Genomic DNA, 21,585 nt, shown 5'->3' with positions numbered 1-21,585 from the left:
ATAGCACATAGCACGTAACATTTTCTGATTGTTATGTGTTATGTGATATGTGTTATGTGAAACTAATCATTTCCAATTATACAAAACTGTTTGGGCGGAAAAATTATAAGTATTGGTGCCCTTTTTCCATTGCACCAGGCAGGTGACCGAAGTCGAGGCCGCGCTTTCGTTGCCCACTGTTATGATGCGGGAAAAGGCTGTCGTCGTGGCCGTAATCGCGTGGGTATAAAAACCGCCGGCATTCAGATACAATTTAGCCAATGAATCATTAATGCCGCTGGTCAAGGTATTGTCGATCGCGCCGGTATAAGCATCGACTGTGTAAATATAATTGGCAGCTGCCTGGATGATATCCAAGTGGGAACCGGTGGTGGAACTGGTATTCCAAGTCCCGCCTTGCAGCCAATTGACATCCCGCTTATTTCTTACCACCTCTAAACCTTCCTGGGCCAATTGCGAAGCGATCAAAGTATTTTTATTGATCGTTCCGACCTGGACATTTTGGTTGGCCAAAGACAAAATTCCTATCAACCCGATCACGATGATAAAGATAACTATGGTTATTTCCAATAAAGTAAATCCGGAATTTTCAAAAATATATTTTTTTGCTAACGGCATATTTTTTACATGGCAATCCCGTTTTCACTGCCTTCCGCGGGATTGCTTCTCCCGCCTTGGCGGGATCGCAATGACAAATCAGTTGGCTTGAACCAAGCCAAGGACGTTTATCGTGATGGTGGTCGTTTTATTCGTGATCAAATTTTTTAGCGTGGTCGTCGCCACCGTGGACGTGCCAATGCCGTCATAGATTCTGGTGATCGGATCGGGCGGCAGAAAAGTCACATCCAGCGCAGACTGATTGCCGTTTTTAGTCACTATCGAACTGATAATGACATTCGCCGGCAAGCTAAAAGTCTGCCCGCCATAAGCCACCAAAGCTTCGTCGTCGGGGCTGGAATTATAAATTTTGTCGCCATTGCTGTCGGCAAAAACTTTATAACTTCCGGCCGAAGTATCAAAATGCACTCCCCATCCCCCGTCGGGAAACTTGGTATTATAAATGGTCGAACCCAGCGCCTTGTTTTGCGCCGAGTGGGTATCGCTGACGATTTGCTGCGCGGCGATAGATAATTCGTTGCTGCGGATGCCGGCATTGTAGTTGGCCAAAAAAAGCGCGATCATCATCGTGATGATGGAAAGGCTGATAAGAAGCTCGAGCAGGGTAAAACCCTCGTTAGTATTTAGTATTTGGTATTTGGTATTTGGTATTTTACACTTGCGATACATAACACATAGCACATAACACATAACATGTTATGATTTTAGTTATTCACTTTAAAAAGCATAGCCCCGATTTCATCGGCTTGAGCCAATATTTTTTTATAAGTATTTTCATCCAGATAATTTTGCGTATACGAAAAATAAATTAAATATTTTGCTTCCTTCAAGGATCCGAATGATATATCCAAACTGTGAAGTTACTCCATACAACTCATCACGGGGGAAATTTTTTGTTATTTTGTAAACGTCATTGACAAAAAGGTGAATTTTTAATTTTAGCGAGTCGTGAAAGTTCATTTCATGTTATGTGTTATGTGATATGTGTTACGTGAAGATCATTGCGCTTGCTTTTCCTTCCAGACCGGCAAGAGATCGGAGAAAAAATCAACCGTCGAGGTGCAAGCATAGCCCTCGTTGTCGGTAACCCGCAATCTCATGCTGGCATCGCCGTAGTTGAAAACCATTACCGTGCTGGATGAATTGGGAGTGGAATTGCTCAAGAGGTTGGTGCCTGACCAGAACCAGGAACAATTGCTCGGATTGCAATTTTTCGCCGTATAGGGATTATCGACGGGGGGGGCGGAAGCAAAATATTCCGAAGCGTCAGTCGTGGTGACCGAATTATAAGCCAATGGCTCGAGCGGCAGATAAGTAAAGCTGGCGATCGGCATTTCATGCTGATAGGTGGTGAAAGTTAAAGGGTTGCCGCCATTGGCTGCCACGTTATCGGTCAAACTATCGCCTTTAGTGATATCAAACTGCCGCCAAGCGGAAGCAAATCCGAAATCATCCCAAATTTTCACCCACCAATAATAATGTTGGTTATAGATATTCGCTGCGTAAGTAAAGCTGTTGACCGGGCCTACTCTTACGCCCGAATTAAAAGCCGGCGGGCTGGACGTAGAGGTAGAAGAACTGACAATCACATTATAATAGGTAGGTGAAATGCCGCCATTATTCCATTGCAGGCTGACGCCTAAAGCCAATTTCATAGAGCAGGCTGTAATGAAGGGGTAACTTGGCCATAAATTCGTCGGTGCGGGCATATGATGGCCTTTCAAATAAACCGCATAACTCGAGGTGCCGCACTGATTTGAAACGGGAGGATTGTTGCAGTTAAAACTGATCCAGCCCAAACCTTCGGTCGGGACAGTGCTGCCGTTCCAGGCAAAGCCGGAAAAAGTTCCGGAAGCGCTGGCGCGATCGATCGATACCCGGTAAGGCAAGGCGACCGAAGTCGTTCCCAAGCTGATCCAGCCGTCATCGCCCAAAGCCACCACCTTGGCCCAGCCGTAAAGATTTCCATCGTCCGGATTATAACAAGCGGTGCAATTAGTCCCGGACGTGCAAGAATAGCCGCTTTTGCAGCTGGTATTGAATTTATAATCAGGGGGATCGTTCGTGTCATGGGTAAAGCTGATCCAGCCGGCGTTCGGGCTCCAGGCATGGCCGTCGAGATTGAATTGATTGCCGTCGCTTGCCGTATTGATATTGACGCCGTAATCAAAACCGTCGTTAGCCGCGCAGGAATTATTATTGGAACAATTCATGCTGATCCAGCCGAAATTGGAGCTCCAGGCATAGCCGGCGACATTGGCGGTCGGGTCATCCCCCAGCCCTTGCGCGATCTTGATGCTGCCGCGGAAAAAAAGGAAAACAAAAAGCAAAAAGACGAAAAAAATCGCGCCCGCCGGCAATCGCCTTGCTTTTTTTTCATTATTGACCATAAACAAATTAGCCGTACTAGCAGCCTTCATTACCATAATATTATACCATAAATAATCAGGTCATTGCGAGGCGCGCGACCTAAGCCGGGCTTGCGACAAAATAATAATACCGGGGATTTACAAACCCCGGGCGCCAACCCACCCTGCCTCGCCAATAGTTAATGGAAACCCACCCCGGAGCTTAGGCGCGTCCACCCCTCCCGGGGAGGGAAATACAGCACCCCTGCCTACCGGCAGGCAGGCAATTCTGACGGCAAACCAAACCAAAACCCCTTCTTGAGAGGAGGAAGAATTTGAGGTCTCCTCTCCTTTTAAAGGAGGGGTTTGGGGGTGGTTTGGGTTGTGCAGTAGAAATTTTAACCACCCCTACGCCCCTCCTTGAGAGGAGGGGGATAAAAAAACAGAGCTCCGGAACGGAGCTCTGCCGCGATTTCTAATCTTTTTTGAAGTAAAAATATTATTTCTCGGTCGGTTTCGGCATAACTTCCCTGACTTCAATGCTTGCCGCTTCGAATTTAGGCGCGCTGGCGATATTTACTCCTCGCTGTTCGACGCTGACGTTGTCTGTTTGATTGGCCGCCTTGCCGGCCACGGCCGTGATCAGCCAGCCGGATTTGATATCGGCCAAAGTTCCTTCAGCCTTGGCATATTGGTCGGACAAGGAGCGGAGCTGAAAAATTTGGGCTTGAATATCTTGCCGATTTTTTTGCTCGTCAGCGCAGCCGGCGGGATTTGCTTTAACTCCGCAATTTTTAAAAGCAGCGTCGACGGCAGCCAAATCATCTTGCAGCTTCTTGATCTCGGCGGCCGAATCCTTGGCCGCCTGGTCCCTTTCCGCCTGCGAACGGAGTTTATAAACGTAGATTTTGGTATCGGCGGTAACCACCGCGACCCTGGTCTTCAAGTTTTCGTCCTGGAGAGGATTTACCAGCGGAGCGCTGAAAGACACTTCATTGCCGGCAACCGACAGAACCGTGCCGGAAAGAAAGTTGGCGTAATCTTTGATAGCGCCGGTTTGCAGCAATTTATTTTCTATGTTTGCGGATCCTGATTGCTCTGTTTCAATTCTTCGATCTGCTTCTGATGTTCGGCCGAATCGTAATGATGATTATCGCGATACGTAGTCGCCGGAGTTTTCATGGCATGCTCCCAATTATATACCATCCGCCATTACTTGCTTTTTGCACAATAACACCCGCGGTGTACAACGATTTTGTCCCGCTATTGCAGGCTATTGTCGGCATCTGTGAACCATTAGGATTGATTATTGTCACGATAGACCCTACTGGCAATGGCCCACTGTCAAGATACATAGTGTAAGTCCCCGTTACTTCTATCCGTCCGGTCGTGGGGGCTACGTTTTGATCACTGGTTAAAACTATAGTTTGCAATCCGCTATAGACGAGATTTCCGGAGACAGTCGCATTTCCCGCAACCGCTACACCGTTATTTTCTATGGTCATTTGTACGGAATTATTTACTCCGAAATGCAAGGGCGCGTTATTATAATTTATAACATAAGCGCTGTTCGGTCCGTGATAATTCGATGTGGCAACATTGGGGTTATCCGAGCCCAAAATCATCCCCCAGCTGTAGGTGCCATTGGTTATATTAAGCTGATTACCCGCGGTTCCTCCGCTCTGATTGGCGTTAAGCTGCATTACGTAACCGTAAGTATTGTTCCAACCCTTAACCGTTAAGGGGGCAGTTGGATCACCCCCAATGCCGACGTCGCCGGTTGAATTTACGGTAATTCCATAACCGGTACCGTCTTTTCTTTCAAAGGCGCGCCACATGTCATAACTTGCAAGCAGTATTGCCTGCCTTACCGTACCGTTGGCATATTTTGTTCTTATGTCGTTGTTGTTTGGAATCTGAATATTGCCTATGACTTCTAATTTGCTGCCCGGTCCGGTCGTCCCGATGCCGACGTTGCCGGAAAAATAACCATTACCGCCGTTCAAACTACCGGCAGCAGTGGCATTGCCATAGTTGTCAATGCCAAAAAGCTGAACCTTACCGCCTGAACTGCCGCGATTAAAGGTGTAGGATCCGCCCCAGTTTTGGACAAACCAATCAACGATCGGCGATCCAGAATTAGTATTTATCGTCAAATCGACATCAGCGCCGTTATTCGCCGTACTTTTATCAAGGATTATATTTAGCCCCGCATGAGTTGCATCTGTCACCCCGATGCCGACATTGCCCGAGCTGTTAATGCGCATCCTCTCCCACATTTGGTTTCCCGCTCCCGCCGCAGCAGTGTAAAATTGCAAATTGCCCGCCCCATCATTTGCCCAAACGTCATTCGCACCCTTGATTGCCGCATGATAACCCTCGCTCGGATTCCAACTGGAACCAAAGACCAAAAATGCTCCCTGATTAGCACCCGTTATATTGGTGTTCCTTATCAGAAGATCGCCCGGGCCCGTATAAACCCCCGAATTATGGTTATCACTACGCGCTTCTCTTACAACCAACCTGGTGTCCGGATTAGTCGTCCCGATGCCGACGTTGCCATTGCCTCTCAAAGACATATTTATCACATTCGATCCGGCTGCCGTTGGAGTATAAAAATCCATTCCCCAGCCCGAAGGAGTGCTGTTCGGACTGCCCCACCTTATCCCGGAAGAATAATTGCCATTAGTTTCGGAAAATTTTATTCCGCGAGTAAAATCGTTTGTACCGGCAATATGCAAATAATCCGAAGGCCCGGTTATCCCAATACCCACATAGCCGCCATTCGTTAGGCGCATTCTCTCGGAACCATTGGTGGAAAAAGTCAGCCAGCCGCCATTAGTACTGCCGCCGCGATAAAAAGAGATGAAGCCGTTGCCCTCGTCCGCATTATACTTCAGTCCCAGACGGAATGATTCAGAGTTAACCGCGGTTGTCAAAGTTTTAGCATACAAAGTAAACGGAGTTTCATTGGCGGTGGCTAAAATCGTGCCATAGGAATTATCGCCATTATTAACCTGTAGTTTCGCTCCCGGCGCGTTCGTCCCGATGCCGACATTGGTGCCGGTGTTGTTATAAATATTGGCGCCATTAACCGACCAATAATTCGTGGCTGAAGGCCAGGAAGATTGGCAAGAGGCTCCGATGCACAAACGGTTGCCGGTCACATCGCCCGCGGCAACGACATTGCCGGAAAGATCGACGACGAACTTATTGAAACCGGTATCCGATTGCAGCTTAAGCAAGCTTCCGTACTGGCTGCCCTTGGCATTGCCGTAATAAATATTTTGCTGCCCGGCAATGTCAGTCATCGGCGTCGTTATAATTAAGCCGACATTTGCCGCGGAAACTTGAAACCCGACCGTTAAACTAAAAACAAAAACCAAGGAAGCGATCAGGGCCCGCTTGGTTTTTTGGAAGAACTTATTCATAATTTTAAAATTTAGATTACTCTGCTAAGCCAAGGGCAGAATAAAAATATAGTAAAAAAATATAGTAAAAATATGAAAAAATATGAAGCGTTTTTTATGTCACAATTATAACATTTTTAAGGGGGGATATCAATAGGTAAAATATTTAAACTATGGCATACAAAATTAGCGAGAATTATTGCGTTATTTTAATATCAGGTTTAATTTAATTTTTAAAAAAAGCCGCAAGTGTTAGCTCGCGGCTTCATAATAATCAAAGAACAGATCACTTCCGAATAGCGTTATTGGCCGCTTTGGAAAGCGCCATGCCCGTTACCGGATTCATGGCCACCGCATATGGCACGTCTGCCCCGGGAGAAACCGAGACATCAGAGATTCCTTCGTACAGGACGATTCTCTGATGAGAAATTCCGGTATCCCCATAAGCGCGGAACCTGATCTCATAATTGGACTGATCGGGCGCGTTGGACAGCGGCAGATTTCTGGTAATCACGGTGGTGTCCTTTTTCCCCTTGGCAAAAACCACGGAGTCAGTCCACGTCGGCAAAGGCTGATAACTCGCGTTAAGCGCCTTGATATAGGTTTCGAACTTTACCACACTGTCATTTGGCGCAAACTTGGCCGAAAAGTGGGTCAGCATTGCCACCAAATTCAAGTTGGCAGTAGCGGTTTCATTGGTATTGACATTGACATCAATGACATCGTAGCCGTTTACCCCTGAACCCGAGATCGAATCTTTCGTCCAGGCACTCACGCCGTAAGAAAAACCCGACTCCAAATTGGGATACACCTTGCTGAACGTCTGTCCGGGTGTGAAATTCCGGATAGTGTCATACAGGATGTAAGCTGACTCCTTCCTCAACCGTATGATCAGCCAATTCGGATCGATCTTATCATTAAACACGGCCGGTCCATTGGTCAAAGACCCGACCTTCTGGACTGCCGCGTTAACGCGGATCGTGCCCATCGGCACGATTTTTATCGCCTTCATATCCACCGCGTACGACTGGTCTACTCCGGGAGAAACCGCGACATTGGAATCAGTGCCTTCATACAGGACGATCCTGGTATGAGAAGCGCCGGTGTCGCCGTAAACCCGGAACCTGATATCGTAATGAGTGACATAAGGCGGAAGCCCGGCATTCGCCAATTCCAGATTTTTCAGGATCACCGAGGTATCCTTCTTTCCCTTGGCAAAAACCAGGGAGTCAGTCCACACCGGCAGCGGCTGGTAATTGGCATCGAGCGCCTTAATGCAAGTCTCGAACTTCACCGCACTGTCATTAGGCGCAAACTTGGCGGCAAAATGAACCACCATCGCCTGCAGATCAAAACTGACAGTATCGGTTTGGTTGGGAGCGACGGCGGCGTCTGCCACATGATACGCGTTTACCCCTGAACCCGAAAGCGAATCCACGGTCCAAGCGCCAACCTGATAAGACCCCGTGTCCAGATTGGAATAGACTTTGCTCAAAACCTGCCCGATGACAAAACTCCTGATCGTGTCCGTGACAACGTAAGTCGTTGTCGCCGGCCGATAGATCCTGACAATCAACTTGTTTGGCTGGACCATAGATCCGAACGTGTCCGGACCATTGGTCAAGGACCCGACCGGCCGCACCGTAACTTTGGCACGGATCAAGCCAGTCACTCGCACCGGCATCAGATTGATCGTCAGATCGCTCACGCTGCCGACCACGCTCCGCGAAGCCGGATTGTAACCGGCTGTTTTGAAGTTAAGCAAGTAAGTGGCCGCTGCCGTCTTGGCCAGTCCAGACGCTGAACCGCTGTTCGCCACTATCCGAAAATCCGATTTGGCGTTAACGATCTTCGCGATACTTGTCCGGCTTCCATCCCTGACGACGATAAAGTAAACTCCGGGCGGCAGAGCGCACCGGCCGCTTTTAAGTTTAGCGGCCGAAACAATATTCGCTCCCTTGAGATTTACCACTTCGAGCCGGGCTTTGTCCGAACCGGAAAAAAATAATCCTTTTTCCTGATTCCAGACCAGCTTCGGCGCCGTCGGTTGAACGGCGGTGCTGATGATCGAGAACGAAAAATTTCCGCTGGTATCAGTCACTGTCGAACAGGACGGCGAAGTGACCTTAACGGTAACGCCGGAAATCGGTTTTCCGGAAAGAGAATCGCGCACTGTGCCCTTGATCGAATCATTCGCAAAAACAGGTGCGACAAAAAACGAACACACAATTGTAAAGAGCCAAAGTGCTTTCATGATTTCCTCCTGGTTTAATTTCGGTGTAATGGCGGATTTCCGCCGTTTATTTTGTTGTCTACATAATACCAAAAAAATGACTAAAAGTCAATAATATTAATAAAAAATATTTAATATTAGCCACAAAATATCTATTCTCACGTCTTACAATTTGTGACAAGGTCAAAAAAGACGACCGCGTTTTCAATGCGGTCGTCTTTAATTATTATTTTCTATTTGGCAGTCGTTGACGCAGGGAGAAGAACATTGACGGGATTGGGGGCGGAAATAGCCGGCGCTTCTCTGGCCGTGACCTGGCTGACAGTGAATTTAGCTTGCTGGGAAATATCGGCAAAATTTCCGGTCATTGCCATGGGCGCGGTCTGGTTATCCGCCTGCTTAATTTCCTGGCCTAAAACGCTTATCTGCATGCCGGCTTTCAGGTCGGTAATAGCCGCTTTATCCACCTTTTCATAAGCATCCATTTTTTGGCCGGCTTGATTGGATTTTTGTATGGCTTCATTATAGCTTTTGGAAGCGGCCTGGCATTCTTCGCTCGGCCCGTTTGCGGCCGAAGCTTGAGCCGCGGCAGCCGGCGGCATCATACACTTGTTCAGCTGGGTCTGCAAAGCAGCCATCTGGGTTTGCAAAACAGCCATCTCCGCTTGCCCTTCCTTAAGATCACTGGCGGCTTTTTCGGCCGGCTTAAGGCGATATAAAGTTATCACAGTATCCTTGCTTACCACCGCGATCCTGGTTTTTAAAGATTCATCATCAAGCGGGTTAGGGAGCGGCGCGGTAAAAGTAATTTCATTGCCGCTTACCTTGGTAATCTGGCCGCTCAAAGAAGGGCTTTGGCTGACAAACATCCCGACATCGGCTAATTTTTTCTTGGCCGCGTTATAGCCATCGGCAAAACTGCCGGTCATCTGGCTGATAAAAACATTTTTTCCGCCCACTGCTTTCGCGATCACTAAGCTGCCGAGAAGCAAACCGGCGATAAAAGCCACCAGCACGATGATCGAGAGGACGACCGGAATGTTGCCGTTGCTCTTTACGATGCCTTTGGCAATTTTATTTTTACGCATAGTTTTGTTATTTAATTTTAAAAAAATATCGTGATTACAATATACCACTTTTAACGTTTCCGTACGATCAATTCAAAACACATAATCCGAACTTACCTATCTGCCGGCGGGCAGGCGAAATATCCCCAATGAAATCCGAAATCCTAAGCACAAAATTCAAAACAAATTAAAAATTAAAAAACTAAAAAAATATTTTTCTTCTTTTCGGGTTGAATTTCTTAAGATCGCGCCGAATATTTTTGTTAATTCCATCGCTTCATTGGTCAAGAATTGTTTCTCATTTGCCGTGTTTTCATTTTTTCCGCTGTCGATTAATCTTAGCCAGTACCAACTTTCCTTGGCTTCCTTGCGGCAGATCTTTATTCTTAGAATAAAATCTTTTTGCTGATGAATTCATTGGCTTCGATATAGTTAGCTCCGACCGAACCGGATGATCGCGCCAGCTGCTTGGCATCTTCAACGTTTGATGTTGAAAACGGAATAGTTTTTAGAAAATTTCTGATTCGCGCGGCAAACTGCAATGTTCTTTCTTCCAAATCGAAATAATTCACTCTTACTGTTTTAGCCATCACGATTTTGAATTTTTAATTTTTGATTTGTTTTGGATTTCGGATTTTTGATTTTGGATTTTTCGGAGAATGTTTTATGGATTCGCGTCATGTTTATTGGACGATCATTTTTCCGACCGCGCCGAATTGGCGGTGGCCGGCAAAATCGGAATAAAACACGTATTCGCCGATTATAGTGGGGGCATTAAAATTGATCACCAAGGTTTGGCGCGGTTCCAAGCCCATCGCCACGGCGGCTAATAATGGGCTGTCAAATTTGAAGATTTCCACCGAGCTGGCGGCGTTAACCGACAAAACTACCGCTTGTCCGGCGCTGACGGTGAATTCCGCCGGAATGATCGAATCGGGATTGATGACTAATTTTATCGAGCTGGGCGGCAGCTTGCCGGCATCAATCGGCGCCGACTGCAAAGGCGCATCGGCATCGCCGGCCCGCGTACCATTAGCGACTGCCGCTGAACCGTCACGCGTTAAAACTTCACCGGTCGTTTCCGAGATCGGATTGCTTTGCGGCGCGACCACCACGGCTTGTTCGGGCGTCTTGGTGCCGTCGCCATTGACCCGATTAACGGTGATCACTTGGGCGATATTTCCCGCCCCCGGAGCGGCAGCCAAATTTTTCGTTTCCTCGATCAGTTTTTCCGTGGCTTTTTTCCCCGCTTCAATGCTGGAAGGCGGCGCCTCGCCGGTTTGCGCGCCGGGCGGATTTTGCGCCGCCATTTTCGCCGCAAAATAATTTCTCCAAAGCAAAAGGCCGGCGATGAAGACGACGAGCACGCCAATTATGATCAGCATGATGGAGATAGATTTTTTGGAAAACATCTTTGGTAATTTTTAATTTTGTAATTTTTAAATTTTTAAAGAAATTTAATTTCTAATTTTTAACCGGCTTTCTTGAAATTGTGGCAAAAATCAAAGTCAATTCATGAGCTTCTTGCCAAATAATCCTGCATTTATCTTTCTTTTCCGGATTAGCGGCCGCAATCATTCTTATCCAATGTTTGGTTTCATTCGCCTCCTTCTGGCTTATTCTTATTTTATTTCTAAAATCTTTAGTGGAAGCCGCTTCATTAGCTTCCATATAATTTGCTCCTATACTGGTAGCTGATCTTATTATTTGATTTATCAGCGGCCGATTAATATCATTATTTCTTAATTCTTGGCAAAGATTGATAACCGCTTCTCCGAATTTTCCGCATCTTTCTTCCAAATCATAATTCATAAACGGTAATTTTTGAATTTTATAATTTTTGAATTTTTAAATAATTTTTAAGGCTCAATTTTTAAAAATTAAAAATTGAAGTTTCTTTAAAAATTATAAAATTAAAAATTCTTTCAAAAATTTAAAAATTAAAAATTTACTTAAGATTGACCAGCGCCATTACAAACCCCTTGCCCGTGTCCGCCTCAAGGGCTTTGCCGATCACCGTTCCGAGTTTCGGTTCGGCGGCGCGCATCGCTTCGCCGGTTATGGCCGAGGTGGTGAGCAGATCGCCTTGGCGGATTTTCCCGCCTGATGAATTGACTAAAACTTTGACCACGCCGGTCAAAGCGACAGGCGCTTTGTATTTACCTTCAACCTGGCCGATGACCATGCCCGGTTTTTCAGAAATTACGCCAATCACCGTCTGATCATAATTTTTAGCGCAAGCGCGAGCAGATTTATAGCCCTCGCCCGCCGAAGCCTCGGCGTAGGAGGGCTTGTCATCCATCACTAAAACCGTGCCGGCCGGATAATCTTTGTCAGTATAGAATTCTTCAGCCACATCGCCCGAGCCGACCGTGAGCTGGCCTTCAATCTTAAAAACATTGTTGCTGCCGAAATCAAGGTGATTGGGATTGTAGGCCGTGGCAATCGTGCCGCGCTCGATTTGAATATCATCGACATAAACATAATCTCCGACATCGTTTGTTCCGCCAACCCAGAACCATAAAAAGCCGGAACCGGTAGTAGCCTGGACTTTGAACGGCAAGACTATCCTCTGCCAACTGTCTTTGGTGGAAATATTCGGCGAATTATAAACCGTGCCGCCGGTATAAAAATTTGAGCCGCCATCGCGATACTGCAAATGAATATTCGAGGTTCCGCCGGCCGTTGGCAGATAAACCCAGGCGCTGGCGACAAAATCAGTCTCGCCGCTATTCATAAAATCAGTAAACTCAAGACCGAATTCGTTTTGGTTGTCGGTAGCAGTATCATCCACTCTCAAAGAATAGCCGCCAGTGTGGTGGACATTAGTACTCCGCGAAAGGGAAACGCCGGAACGACCCGCCCAGCCCGAAATATCATTTTCAAAAGACGAAGATTTTCCCGAAGGCAGAAGATTAACTCCTCCACCCTCAACATAGCCGCCGCCCGCGCCGGTCGTAAGCAACATAGATTTGAGAACGCCGCGCAGCATAAGATTGCCGACCACATCCAATTTTTCGCCCGGCCCGGTCGTGCCGATGCCGACATTGCCGTCTTTATCAATTGTCATCCTGATGCCGGAAGATACCATGCCATGATGCGTTTCAAATCCTAAACTATAACTATTAGCACTACCATCTCGTACGCCCAGCACATTCATCCCTGCCCACGCACCGGCGACACCTTCTATTTCCCCAAAAAACGTGGTATTAGGGACGTTTCCGGCCACATGGGCAGTATCATATATGCGACCAATAAATCTGGTATTAGCGGCTTCATTGCGCCCAACATATAGATTCCCGCCTTGCACATCCAATTTTCCAGTCGGGCCGGTCGTGCCGATGCCGACATTGCCGGAAGCTCCCAAAACCCGAATAAGACTGGTTCCTGCGGAATTTTCAAGATTCCAACCTTCTGAGTTGCTGTTGTATACTCTCCATGTATCGATATAATTGGCTCCTGATGTAAGATATATTCTATGATTATTGTCGGTTGCCTTGTTAAAATAAATCGCATTTCCTACGGGAATGCCGATGTCGCCGTTTACTTCAAGTTTAGAATTCGGCCCCGTCGTCCCGATGCCGACGTTGCCGCCTTTCTTGATTATAAGACCTTGTCCGTTATTAAGATCATCACCCATAATACCAAGAACGATAAATCGGCTGGCAGGGTCGGCAAGATAATTATAATTAATAACGCCGCCGGATGTATAGCCTTGACCGATCATTGCGCCGACAGCGCTTCCGGTCGAAAGATTTGGCGACAAAAAAAAGGCGATAGTACCCGGTGCCGCGCTGCTTGTCTCGACAGCAAGTTTAGCTCCTCCCGTATTGGTCGTGCCGATGCCGACATTCCCCTTTAGCGCTGTCGTTACAATACTGTTATTTCCCAAAACTACCGTATTGGGCCCGATTCCCGCAGCTTGAGATCCAATGACAATGGAATTATTATCCGTATTATCATAACCCCTTGCATTAAAACCGATGTATACAGAATCGCCGACGTTCACCAGAGCGGTTGACCCATTCGCCTGATACTGTCCGGCCTGCGCCCCCAAAGCAGTATTATTAGAAGCGGTGGTATTGTTAAATAGAGCATTCCATCCCATGGCCACATTGTAATTGCCACTAGTGTTAGAATTAAGAGCCATCCCTCCCATGGCCGTATTTTGATAACCTCCGACATCAGCAAAGAGAGCTCGAAACCCCATGGCCGTGTTGCTTGAACCGCCGGCATTGGCGTAAAGCGCTTGCGACCCGATGGCCGTATTTTGATAGCCTGTCGTGTTGGAATATAAAGCAGAATAGCCGAGAGCGGAGTTATAATCCGCTTGATTACTGGTTCCCGCGCCGGCCGATCCCGCCTGGTAGCCGATATAAGTATTATTTGCCGCGCCGGCGACAATATTGTTTCCCGCCTGAAAACCTAATTTAGTATTAAAATCAGTATTATTAAAATCGATCAGGTTCGCTACCTGCAAAAGATTATTGGGATTAGTCGTCCCGATGCCGACATTCCCCGTGCTATCAATAACCATTCTAGTCATATCGGAAGCGCCGCTGCCGTTGGTGCGGGTGCCGAATACGAGCTTGCCGGCATAATTTCCCGCCGTCCCATTTTCTTTCACTCCTCCGACATACGCAAAAGCCGTTCGCGTTGAGCCGGTATAAACGCCGCCAAAACTTATTCCGCCACCCATATTAGCCGCTTGAACATTGGTCGTATAAAGCGACAAAACTGAAGGATTATTGGTAAACGTCGTTTCAGCGTCGGCATATATATCAAGTTTATTAGTCGGAATATTTGTCCCGATACCGACATTACCGGCAGAAGTTATGATCATTTTGGACGACATTGTCCGGTTTCCGGAACCGGCGGTCGCGACTTGAAAATCAAAAGTTCCGCCGCTGGCCAGCAACTGCTGGCCGTTTCTTCCGGTATGATAAAGAGTTCCGTATTCATCGGGATCGCCCGCCGCAATCGAATGCGCCGGAACATAATTTCCGGTAAAAGCAAATCCGGCTCCATCCGGATAGCCGAGCAAACCGGCATAGCTTGCCGTTCCGGCCAATGACCCGACCAATACCGATCCGGCCCTGACCGGATTATATGCCGATACCAGCGCAACGGCGTTATTACCGTCGCTCTGCACTTGCAAAGGAGCGCCGGGCGTATTTATTCCGATGCCGACGTTGCCGGTATTCATATTATAAATATTTCCGGAAAGCAGTCCGCTCCAAAACATGGAAGATGAAGCCCTCCAATCAACGTAATATCTGGAAGCGGCTTCATTATTATTTACCGGCACGGTCGCCAATCCCACGATCCGATTGCCATCCACGTCAATAACATTGACATTCGGGGCGGAGGGGCTGCTTACCAGCAAAGTGGCGGCGCCCAGCGAAGAAGAAGCGATGGCGGCCTTGCCATTATAGATAAAAAAATCGGAAACGACCGACGGCGAAGTAGAACCAAGCTTAAAGGTTCCGAACCTGTTCTGGGAGATCGGCAAAGTGCTGGTGCCGACAAAAATCGGCGGCGTGACATTGCCGCCGGTCGGCGATGCGGTCGGATCGGACCAGGCGGCAAAACCGCAAAGCGCGTAAACAAAAATGCCGAGGACTAAAAAAGCGCCCAGAGCAAAACCCAAGCTCGAGTCCTTAAGAGAACTTTGAATTTTAGTAAAATTATCTTTTTTTGATGACGGCATAAAAATTTATTGTCCCCTCTTGCTTGCCCCGCAAAGCGAAGCGATGCGTGGGAGAGGGGTGGCGATCCGCCCAGGGCGGAGAGGTGGGGTGGAAGTCCCCTCCTCGGGAGGGGTGGACGGCCCCTGGCCGGACGGGGAGGGTCTATTCTTCTTCCTTTTTTTTATTTATCTTTATCCAATTAGTAATTTCTTCCAAAGCCGCCCAAGTATTTTCTCGAAATTGACTTTCCGTAAATCTTAAAAATCTTATGCCCAAACTTTCCAATTTCTTCTGTCTTTCTTCGTCATGTTTTTCTTTCCAACCGTGAGTGACTCCATCTATTTCAATTGCTAACTTTAATTCATGACAATAGAAATCAACAATATAATTATCAATCGGCTTTTGCCGCCTAAATCTATAACCTTGTAATTTTTTGCCTTGCAATTCTTTCCAGAGCAGGACTTCGGAGAATGTGCCGACCTTTCTTAAATTTCTGGCGTATTGAGTCAATTTTGGATCATACGGAATTATTTTTCTATTCAGCATACTTTATAAATATGTCGGGAATAGACCCTCCCCGTCGCGTCTCACGACGCGCCACCCCTCCCGAGGAGGGGACTTTTCAAAATAATTCCTCAATATAGGGAACAAAGATCATCAACCCGACAATAACCGCCAGGATCGAGGCGACCATGACGGCGGCGGCCATGATGTCTTTCATATCCATCACCGATTCATGAATCCGCGGCTTGAGCACGTCGGCCAGGCGCTCCACCGCGCTATTGACCGTTTCCATCAAGATCACCAGCGCGATCACGATCAAAATCGCGCACCATTGCCACGGCTGGATCTTAAAAGCAAAGCCCAGAGCTATCACGATTATAGCAACCAATGAGTGAACTTGTAAATTTCGCTCCTCGCGGAAAATCTTGGCCAGCCCGCGGAAAGCGTACCTGAAACTTTTAAATAAACGAATCATAAGAAGTAAAAGATTTAATTTAGTCCCCTCTTGGGAGGGGTGCCCGGAGCGAAGCGGAGGGCGGGGTGGAAGTCCCCTCTTGGGAGGGGTGCCGAGCTCGGCGAGGCGGGGTGGGTCTATTCCGCTTCATTATTATTTTCAATTTTATTTACCAAGTCCTTAATCTCTTCCGAAACCGCCCACAAATTTTCTCGAACATTGGTCTCGGTGAATCTTAAAAATTTTACTCCCAGACTTTCCAATTTTTTCTGTCTGTCATCATCATATTTTTCCTTAAAGCCGTGAGTTGCGCCGTCTATTTCAATAGCTAAATTCAATTCAGGGCAGAAAAAATCGACGATGTAATTATCAATCGGCTTTTGCCGCCTGAAATTGTAGCCTTGCATCTGTTTTTTTTGCAATTTTTTCCAAAGCAGCACTTCAGATAACGTTCCTTCTTTCCTTAAATTTCTGGCTAATTGTTTTAATTTGGGATTATACGATAATATTTTTCTATCCAACATATCTTTAATAATGTCGGGAATTATACACCCCCCGTCAGGCCTCCGCCCGAGGCGGACAAGGCGGCAGCCTGCCACCCCCCTCAAGGGGGGACTTTTTTACTTACCACCCTTACCTTCCAATCTCCCAATAAACTCCTCTCCTATTTTAATCATCCGCAATCTGTCTTTTTCCGTCTCGTCGTCATACCCGGAAAGATGCAGCAGGCCGTGGACTAAGATAAAAATCAATTCGCTTTGAAATGAGTTGCCATTTTCTCCGGCCTGGCGTTTTATTTGCGCGGGGCTAATAATTACTTCACCCAAAAAATCGTCTTCGCCGGCAAAAGATAGCACATCGGTCGGACAATTTTTTTTCCGATAACGCCGATTCAATTCGCGCATTTTCTGATCACCGATAAAAGCGATCGAGACATCTTTACCGGACAAATGGCGGCTGCGCAAGAATTTCTCGGTTACTTTTTTCAACGAGCTTTTATTAATTTTAAATTGCGTTTTGTTGTTAATCTCAATCATAACTTTAACACGAATACCGCTAATTATAAGCTAATACCGCGAACTCTGCGAATCAAATTTTTCGACATACTCATTTAACATTCCTGTTCGTAGTATTCGCGTAAAATTCGTGGTATTCGCATTATATACCCAAACTTAGTTTACTTAAGACTAAAACTGTTAATCATCATCAAGAAAATATGATAGAAGGCGGGGTTGCTTTCGGCTGCCGGCACGTAAGAGATGGTGTAAATATTATTTTTGCCCGCGTCAACTAAATAAAATATTTCCCGATCTTGGTGAAAGATTCCTTGCCAGCCGTTTTTCGCGACCACGTCGGCATCGGTGACCGGGGTATCGGGGAACTGGCTGTTATACCAATCTTTAACGGACATGTTGCCGGCGTCAGGCATGGAAACGATCTCGAGGAAAGAATTATCGGCCGCGGAAAAAATGATCGACTGGCCGTTGTTTAAATTCTGCACTTGCCAGATTTTCGGATAAGCAACGCTGAATTTGGCGGCCGCGTCATTGTAAACAGCGACGTGCGGATTGGCGGTAATTTTACCCGGCCCGGCCGGATCATAAAGGGATAAGACCTCGGCGCCATCGGGATAACCGTCGCCGTCCGTATCGGCCTTATTAGGATCGGTGCCGAAAATAACTTCTTCGGCGTCAGAGAGGCCGTCATGATCGGCATCAGCTACGCTCGTCCCCGGAGGCAGGCCGTCATGAGCCAAAGTTGAAGTAGCGGAAAAAGCGGCCGAGGAAGTCGCAATAGGCGGGGTGGAAGTGGCCGCTACCGGCGGAGTTGAAGTGACGACCGTCGTAGTGGCGATCGGAGTAGTTATCGGCGGAACGACCGGTACCGTAGTAGTGGCGACAACCGGCGCAGTAGTGGTTGCCACCGGAGTGGGTTTGGTTACCGGGGTGGTCGGCGTGGTAGCGACCGGTGCCGGCGTTACGGTCTTGGGGGTGGTCACTGGCGGCTTGGGATTGATCAAAAATATATAAACCAAATACACGGCCGCGGCCATTACTAATACACCGACAATCATGATCACCGCCCCGATAATGGTGGTTTTTTTATTGCCGGTCTGCGTGCTTATTTTAAATTTGCGCGGCATGGTGCGGATCCTGATATTTTTTTCGATCTCTTCATCCAAATTAACTTTGGGCGCGGTGTCTTCCTCACCGGCGAAAATCCGGCCGCCGCCTTTTTTTTCTGCCGGCGGATCATCCGGCTCCATTGCCTGATCTTTAAATCCAGCCATATGATTAGTATTTAGTTCTTGAAAAAATTAAATATCCAATAACCAGTATCAAACATCCAAACAATATTTTAATATTTAAATATTTTTTTAAATATTGGTTATTTGATATTGGATATTTCCTAATTTTAACTTCTTACTTCTTACTTCAGCTTGCCTGGGCCGAGCGGATTATAGCCATTCTGCACCTCCGAACCGTCAGTATAGCCGTCGCCGTCCGTGTCCGGATTATTCGGGTCGGTTTGATAAGTTTTCACTTCCTGGAAATCGGTCAGGCCGTCATTATCCGAATCGGCTTTATTGGGATTGGTATGATAAACATTGATCTCTTCATAATCGGTCAGGCCGTCTTGATCAGAGTCGAGCGTCGAGGGTGAAGAAGAAGCGACGACCGGAGTGGTTGTGGCGGCCGGCGCGGTGGTCGTGGCGGCCGGCGGAGTAACCGTCGCGGGCGGAGTCACGACCGGAGTGACCGGCGGCGTGACCACGTTATTTTGATTGGTTGCCGGAGTTACATTATTTACCACGACAGTCGTGCCGGGCTGCTGTTTGAAAAGCGAATTGCTTAAGCTGGAAATTTTGTTCGCCCAGCTCGATGGATTGGTCAGCTCTACTCCCAAAAATTTTCCGGCAATCAACATTCCCAAACCGATCACGACTAAAATGATCACGATGATCAAAATTACCCGCAGGCCTGATCCGGAAGATTTTTTATTTTGCATTGTCGGCCGGCCAGGGATCGCCGGAGAACCCGGAGTCTTGGACGCCGGGCCGATATCTTTGACGCCGGCAAACATATCTTCAACGGGCGGAGCGCCGGCAGCGGGTACCGAACCGCCCCTGACTCCTCCGTGGAAAGGAGGAGGGACAGAACCACCCCCAGACCCTTCCTTGGGAAGGAGGGGGGAATTAGCGCCGGTTAAATTTTGCCCCTTGTTTTGATCTAAATTTTCAAACATAGTGATTTATTTAGCATGCGACACGTTGAATGCGGCATGTAGTATATTATTATTTTTCCGTTCTATTTATCAAGAACATAGAACAGAGATCAAGGAACATGGATCAAAAATCTTTTTTTATTGTTCCTTGCTCTGTGTTCTATGCTCTCTGCTATTGGCCGAAGAAATAGGATTCTTTCAATAGGTCCTGGCAGATTCCGCCGCTATTGCCGCAGGGGTCGCCGACTGACTTGCCGTCGCAGCTGCCTTTAGCGTCAGTGCAGCCCAAATTCGACCCAAGCGAGGTGACCGGCGATTTTACTTCGGGCAATTTTTGCGCGGCATTTTTGGTATCCCGGCAATAATACAATTCATAATTCATCGGACTGCAAACTGAATTGGGAGAGTTTGGCGCCTTCATACAACCGCCGCCCAACACGGCATCCAAAGTATCGCGCCAAGGCCGCCAAGTTCCGTCAGCTTGCTTATTCGGCCAAGTGGTGGTGCAGATGAAGACGTAAACATCGGCGGTGCTGGAAGCGTTCCGGCCCGGGGCCGCAACGTTCATATCCGTAAAAATTTTAAAATCAGTCAGGCTCACTTTGGCCAATAGTTGTGTTTTATCATCCACCACTCCGGCCACCGCCCGGACCAATTGGGAAGAAGAAGCGGCCGCATAAGGCTTATCGGCGCCGTTTTCGTTGTTGATGATCCTGGCCGCGTTGCTATTGCTGTTTTGCCAATTCCAAATCCAGGAATACCCGCTAACCGGATGCAAAAGCTGATCGTCGCCGGAATAAACGCTGGCCAGAAAAGCTTTATCAACATCATCAGCCGTATCGAAAGTCTTGGCGCCGGGATTATCGTCATTTTCGTTTAAATCATTGCTCATCACATGAATAAGATAAGAATCGGGGAAAATGCTCGCCCGGGCAATGGCGCAAATGCCGTCGTCTTCACCATTGCTTTGCTTGGTCCTAAACGACCAAATATAGGAATTTTGGAAACTGCTGCCGTTAAAGGAGATGCCGTTAGAAACCGGACTGCCTGAATCGCCGACATTCAAGCCGATGCCCCAATAATTCAGAACAGCGCCGGTGGTAGTGGACAGATCGGCCACGCCTTTGGCCACCGCGTAATAAACAGTATCGGCATTAAGCACGATTGAAGGCTGGAAAGTAAGGATCGTTTTATTATCCCCTTCTGGCGCGCTGAAAACAGCGCCCGGGATCGAACAATAACTGATGTTGTCGGCCAAACTTCCCCGGCCGAAGATCCAAGTCAGATGCTGGCGCGCCGCCTCCCATAATTTATAAAAACTTTTTACGATGATATTTTTATTTTCCCAAGTCCGGCTCACCGCTCCGATTTTGGTCGTGCCGGCAGGACACTCGGCGCCGAGCTCCTTTTCCTCGATCAAAATAAAATTATCTTTAAAGCTGGCGGCATCCATTTTTTGATCAAAACTTACGATAATGTCGGCATTGGTGCAAACACCGGTCGCGGCATGGGCCGGTGTTGTGCCGACTACGCGGGGACGGGCGCGGCAGCAAGTATCCATGCCGCAGCCTTGCGTCACCGGTTTACTGTCCGGGTCGCAATCTTCGTTATTTCGACAGCCGCAACAAAGTCCGCGGGCGCCGATATTGCTGCTGCAAGGACTGACATCGGGCACGCAGCTTAAAGTCAAAGTCGCATCAGGTTTGTTCTTAGTCAAATAATCGCATTGTCCGGTTCCTTTGGGATTGCAGCAGCAGAAGCCGCAAGTATCTCCGCTCGCTGAAGGGAATGGGCTGCTGCCGTCCGATTGCAGGCAAGCGAGCGGATTGCCGCAAATTTTAGTATTGCAGGTGGTGGCCGGTTTCGCGAACGTACCGCCGGCCGCGCAGCTGGCTCCCGCGTCCGGAGTCGGCTGACAGGCGTTGGAGCAAAGAGTTGAGGAAGCAAAATGAGCGCCTTCCGGCCTGCTGACGGGAGTATCCGCCTCGCAGGCGGAATTATCCGCGTTGCATTGATAGTAACCTCAATCTTTAACA

At 47.7% G+C, this 21,585-nt stretch carries 17 protein-coding genes and 2 pseudogenes; all 19 read right to left on the bottom strand.

Going from position 1 to position 21,585, the window contains the following annotated elements:
- Positions 1-66 precede the first annotated feature (66 nt).
- Complete coding sequence (locus PHE24_05650; protein ID MDD4902587.1) at positions 67-618, bottom strand: hypothetical protein; 552 nt, start codon at positions 616-618, stop codon at positions 67-69.
- Between the two features lie 78 nt (positions 619-696).
- Positions 697-1,287, bottom strand: a complete 591-nt coding sequence (locus PHE24_05645) for a prepilin-type N-terminal cleavage/methylation domain-containing protein (protein MDD4902586.1) — start codon at positions 1,285-1,287, stop codon at positions 697-699.
- A 35-nt stretch (positions 1,288-1,322) separates the two neighbouring features.
- Positions 1,323-1,448 carry a four helix bundle protein gene (locus tag PHE24_05640; protein MDD4902585.1) on the bottom strand — a complete coding sequence of 42 codons (126 nt, stop codon included), beginning with the start codon at positions 1,446-1,448 and terminating at the stop codon, positions 1,323-1,325.
- Between the two features lie 168 nt (positions 1,449-1,616).
- Complete coding sequence (locus PHE24_05635) at positions 1,617-3,044, bottom strand: hypothetical protein (protein ID MDD4902584.1); 1,428 nt, start codon at positions 3,042-3,044, stop codon at positions 1,617-1,619.
- Between the two features lie 421 nt (positions 3,045-3,465).
- On the bottom strand, positions 3,466-4,032 hold the full coding sequence (locus PHE24_05630) for a hypothetical protein (protein ID MDD4902583.1): 567 nt from the start codon (positions 4,030-4,032) through the stop codon (positions 3,466-3,468).
- Between the two features lie 112 nt (positions 4,033-4,144).
- Positions 4,145-6,397: a hypothetical protein gene (locus PHE24_05625; protein ID MDD4902582.1), complete on the bottom strand. Its 2,253-nt coding sequence runs from the start codon at positions 6,395-6,397 to the stop codon at positions 4,145-4,147.
- 265 nt (positions 6,398-6,662) lie between these two features.
- Complete coding sequence (locus PHE24_05620; GenBank protein ID MDD4902581.1) at positions 6,663-8,630, bottom strand: hypothetical protein; 1,968 nt, start codon at positions 8,628-8,630, stop codon at positions 6,663-6,665.
- Between the two features lie 212 nt (positions 8,631-8,842).
- The gene (locus PHE24_05615; protein MDD4902580.1) at positions 8,843-9,697 is read right to left on the bottom strand and encodes a hypothetical protein; all 855 of its coding nucleotides are present in this window, start codon (positions 9,695-9,697) and stop codon (positions 8,843-8,845) included.
- Between the two features lie 156 nt (positions 9,698-9,853).
- Positions 9,854-10,266: pseudogene (locus tag PHE24_05610) on the bottom strand (four helix bundle protein).
- A gap of 93 nt (positions 10,267-10,359) precedes the next feature.
- Positions 10,360-11,088 carry a hypothetical protein gene (locus tag PHE24_05605; GenBank protein MDD4902579.1) on the bottom strand — a complete coding sequence of 243 codons (729 nt, stop codon included), beginning with the start codon at positions 11,086-11,088 and terminating at the stop codon, positions 10,360-10,362.
- A 52-nt stretch (positions 11,089-11,140) separates the two neighbouring features.
- Positions 11,141-11,488, bottom strand: coding sequence for a four helix bundle protein (locus PHE24_05600; GenBank protein MDD4902578.1), 348 nt, complete (start codon positions 11,486-11,488; stop codon positions 11,141-11,143).
- Between the two features lie 136 nt (positions 11,489-11,624).
- Positions 11,625-15,386 (bottom strand): carbohydrate binding domain-containing protein, encoded by a 3,762-nt coding sequence (locus tag PHE24_05595; protein ID MDD4902577.1) that lies wholly within the window; start codon positions 15,384-15,386, stop codon positions 11,625-11,627.
- 142 nt (positions 15,387-15,528) lie between these two features.
- Entirely contained in the window at positions 15,529-15,912 is a 384-nt protein-coding gene (locus PHE24_05590; protein ID MDD4902576.1) for a DUF559 domain-containing protein, read from the bottom strand.
- Between the two features lie 76 nt (positions 15,913-15,988).
- Entirely contained in the window at positions 15,989-16,345 is a 357-nt protein-coding gene (locus tag PHE24_05585; protein MDD4902575.1) for a diacylglycerol kinase family protein, read from the bottom strand.
- Positions 16,346-16,461: 116 nt separating this feature from the next.
- Positions 16,462-16,848, bottom strand: coding sequence for an endonuclease domain-containing protein (locus PHE24_05580; GenBank protein MDD4902574.1), 387 nt, complete (start codon positions 16,846-16,848; stop codon positions 16,462-16,464).
- Between the two features lie 96 nt (positions 16,849-16,944).
- Positions 16,945-17,361 (bottom strand): rRNA maturation RNase YbeY, encoded by a 417-nt coding sequence (gene ybeY, locus PHE24_05575; protein ID MDD4902573.1) that lies wholly within the window; start codon positions 17,359-17,361, stop codon positions 16,945-16,947.
- Positions 17,362-17,936: 575 nt separating this feature from the next.
- Positions 17,937-18,050, bottom strand: a pseudogene (locus PHE24_05570) (hypothetical protein).
- A gap of 704 nt (positions 18,051-18,754) precedes the next feature.
- Positions 18,755-19,570 (bottom strand): hypothetical protein, encoded by an 816-nt coding sequence (locus PHE24_05565; protein ID MDD4902572.1) that lies wholly within the window; start codon positions 19,568-19,570, stop codon positions 18,755-18,757.
- Positions 19,571-19,721: 151 nt separating this feature from the next.
- On the bottom strand, positions 19,722-21,266 hold the full coding sequence (locus tag PHE24_05560) for an Ig-like domain-containing protein (GenBank protein ID MDD4902571.1): 1,545 nt from the start codon (positions 21,264-21,266) through the stop codon (positions 19,722-19,724).
- Between the last annotated feature and the right edge of the window lie 319 nt (positions 21,267-21,585).

It is taken from the genome of Patescibacteria group bacterium (genome assembly GCA_028707065.1).
Classification (GTDB): Bacteria; Patescibacteriota; Patescibacteriia; order Patescibacteriales; family WJLG01; genus JAQTUZ01.
Note: the sequence above shows the minus strand (reverse complement) of the source record. Positions and strands in the feature narration are given on the sequence as shown.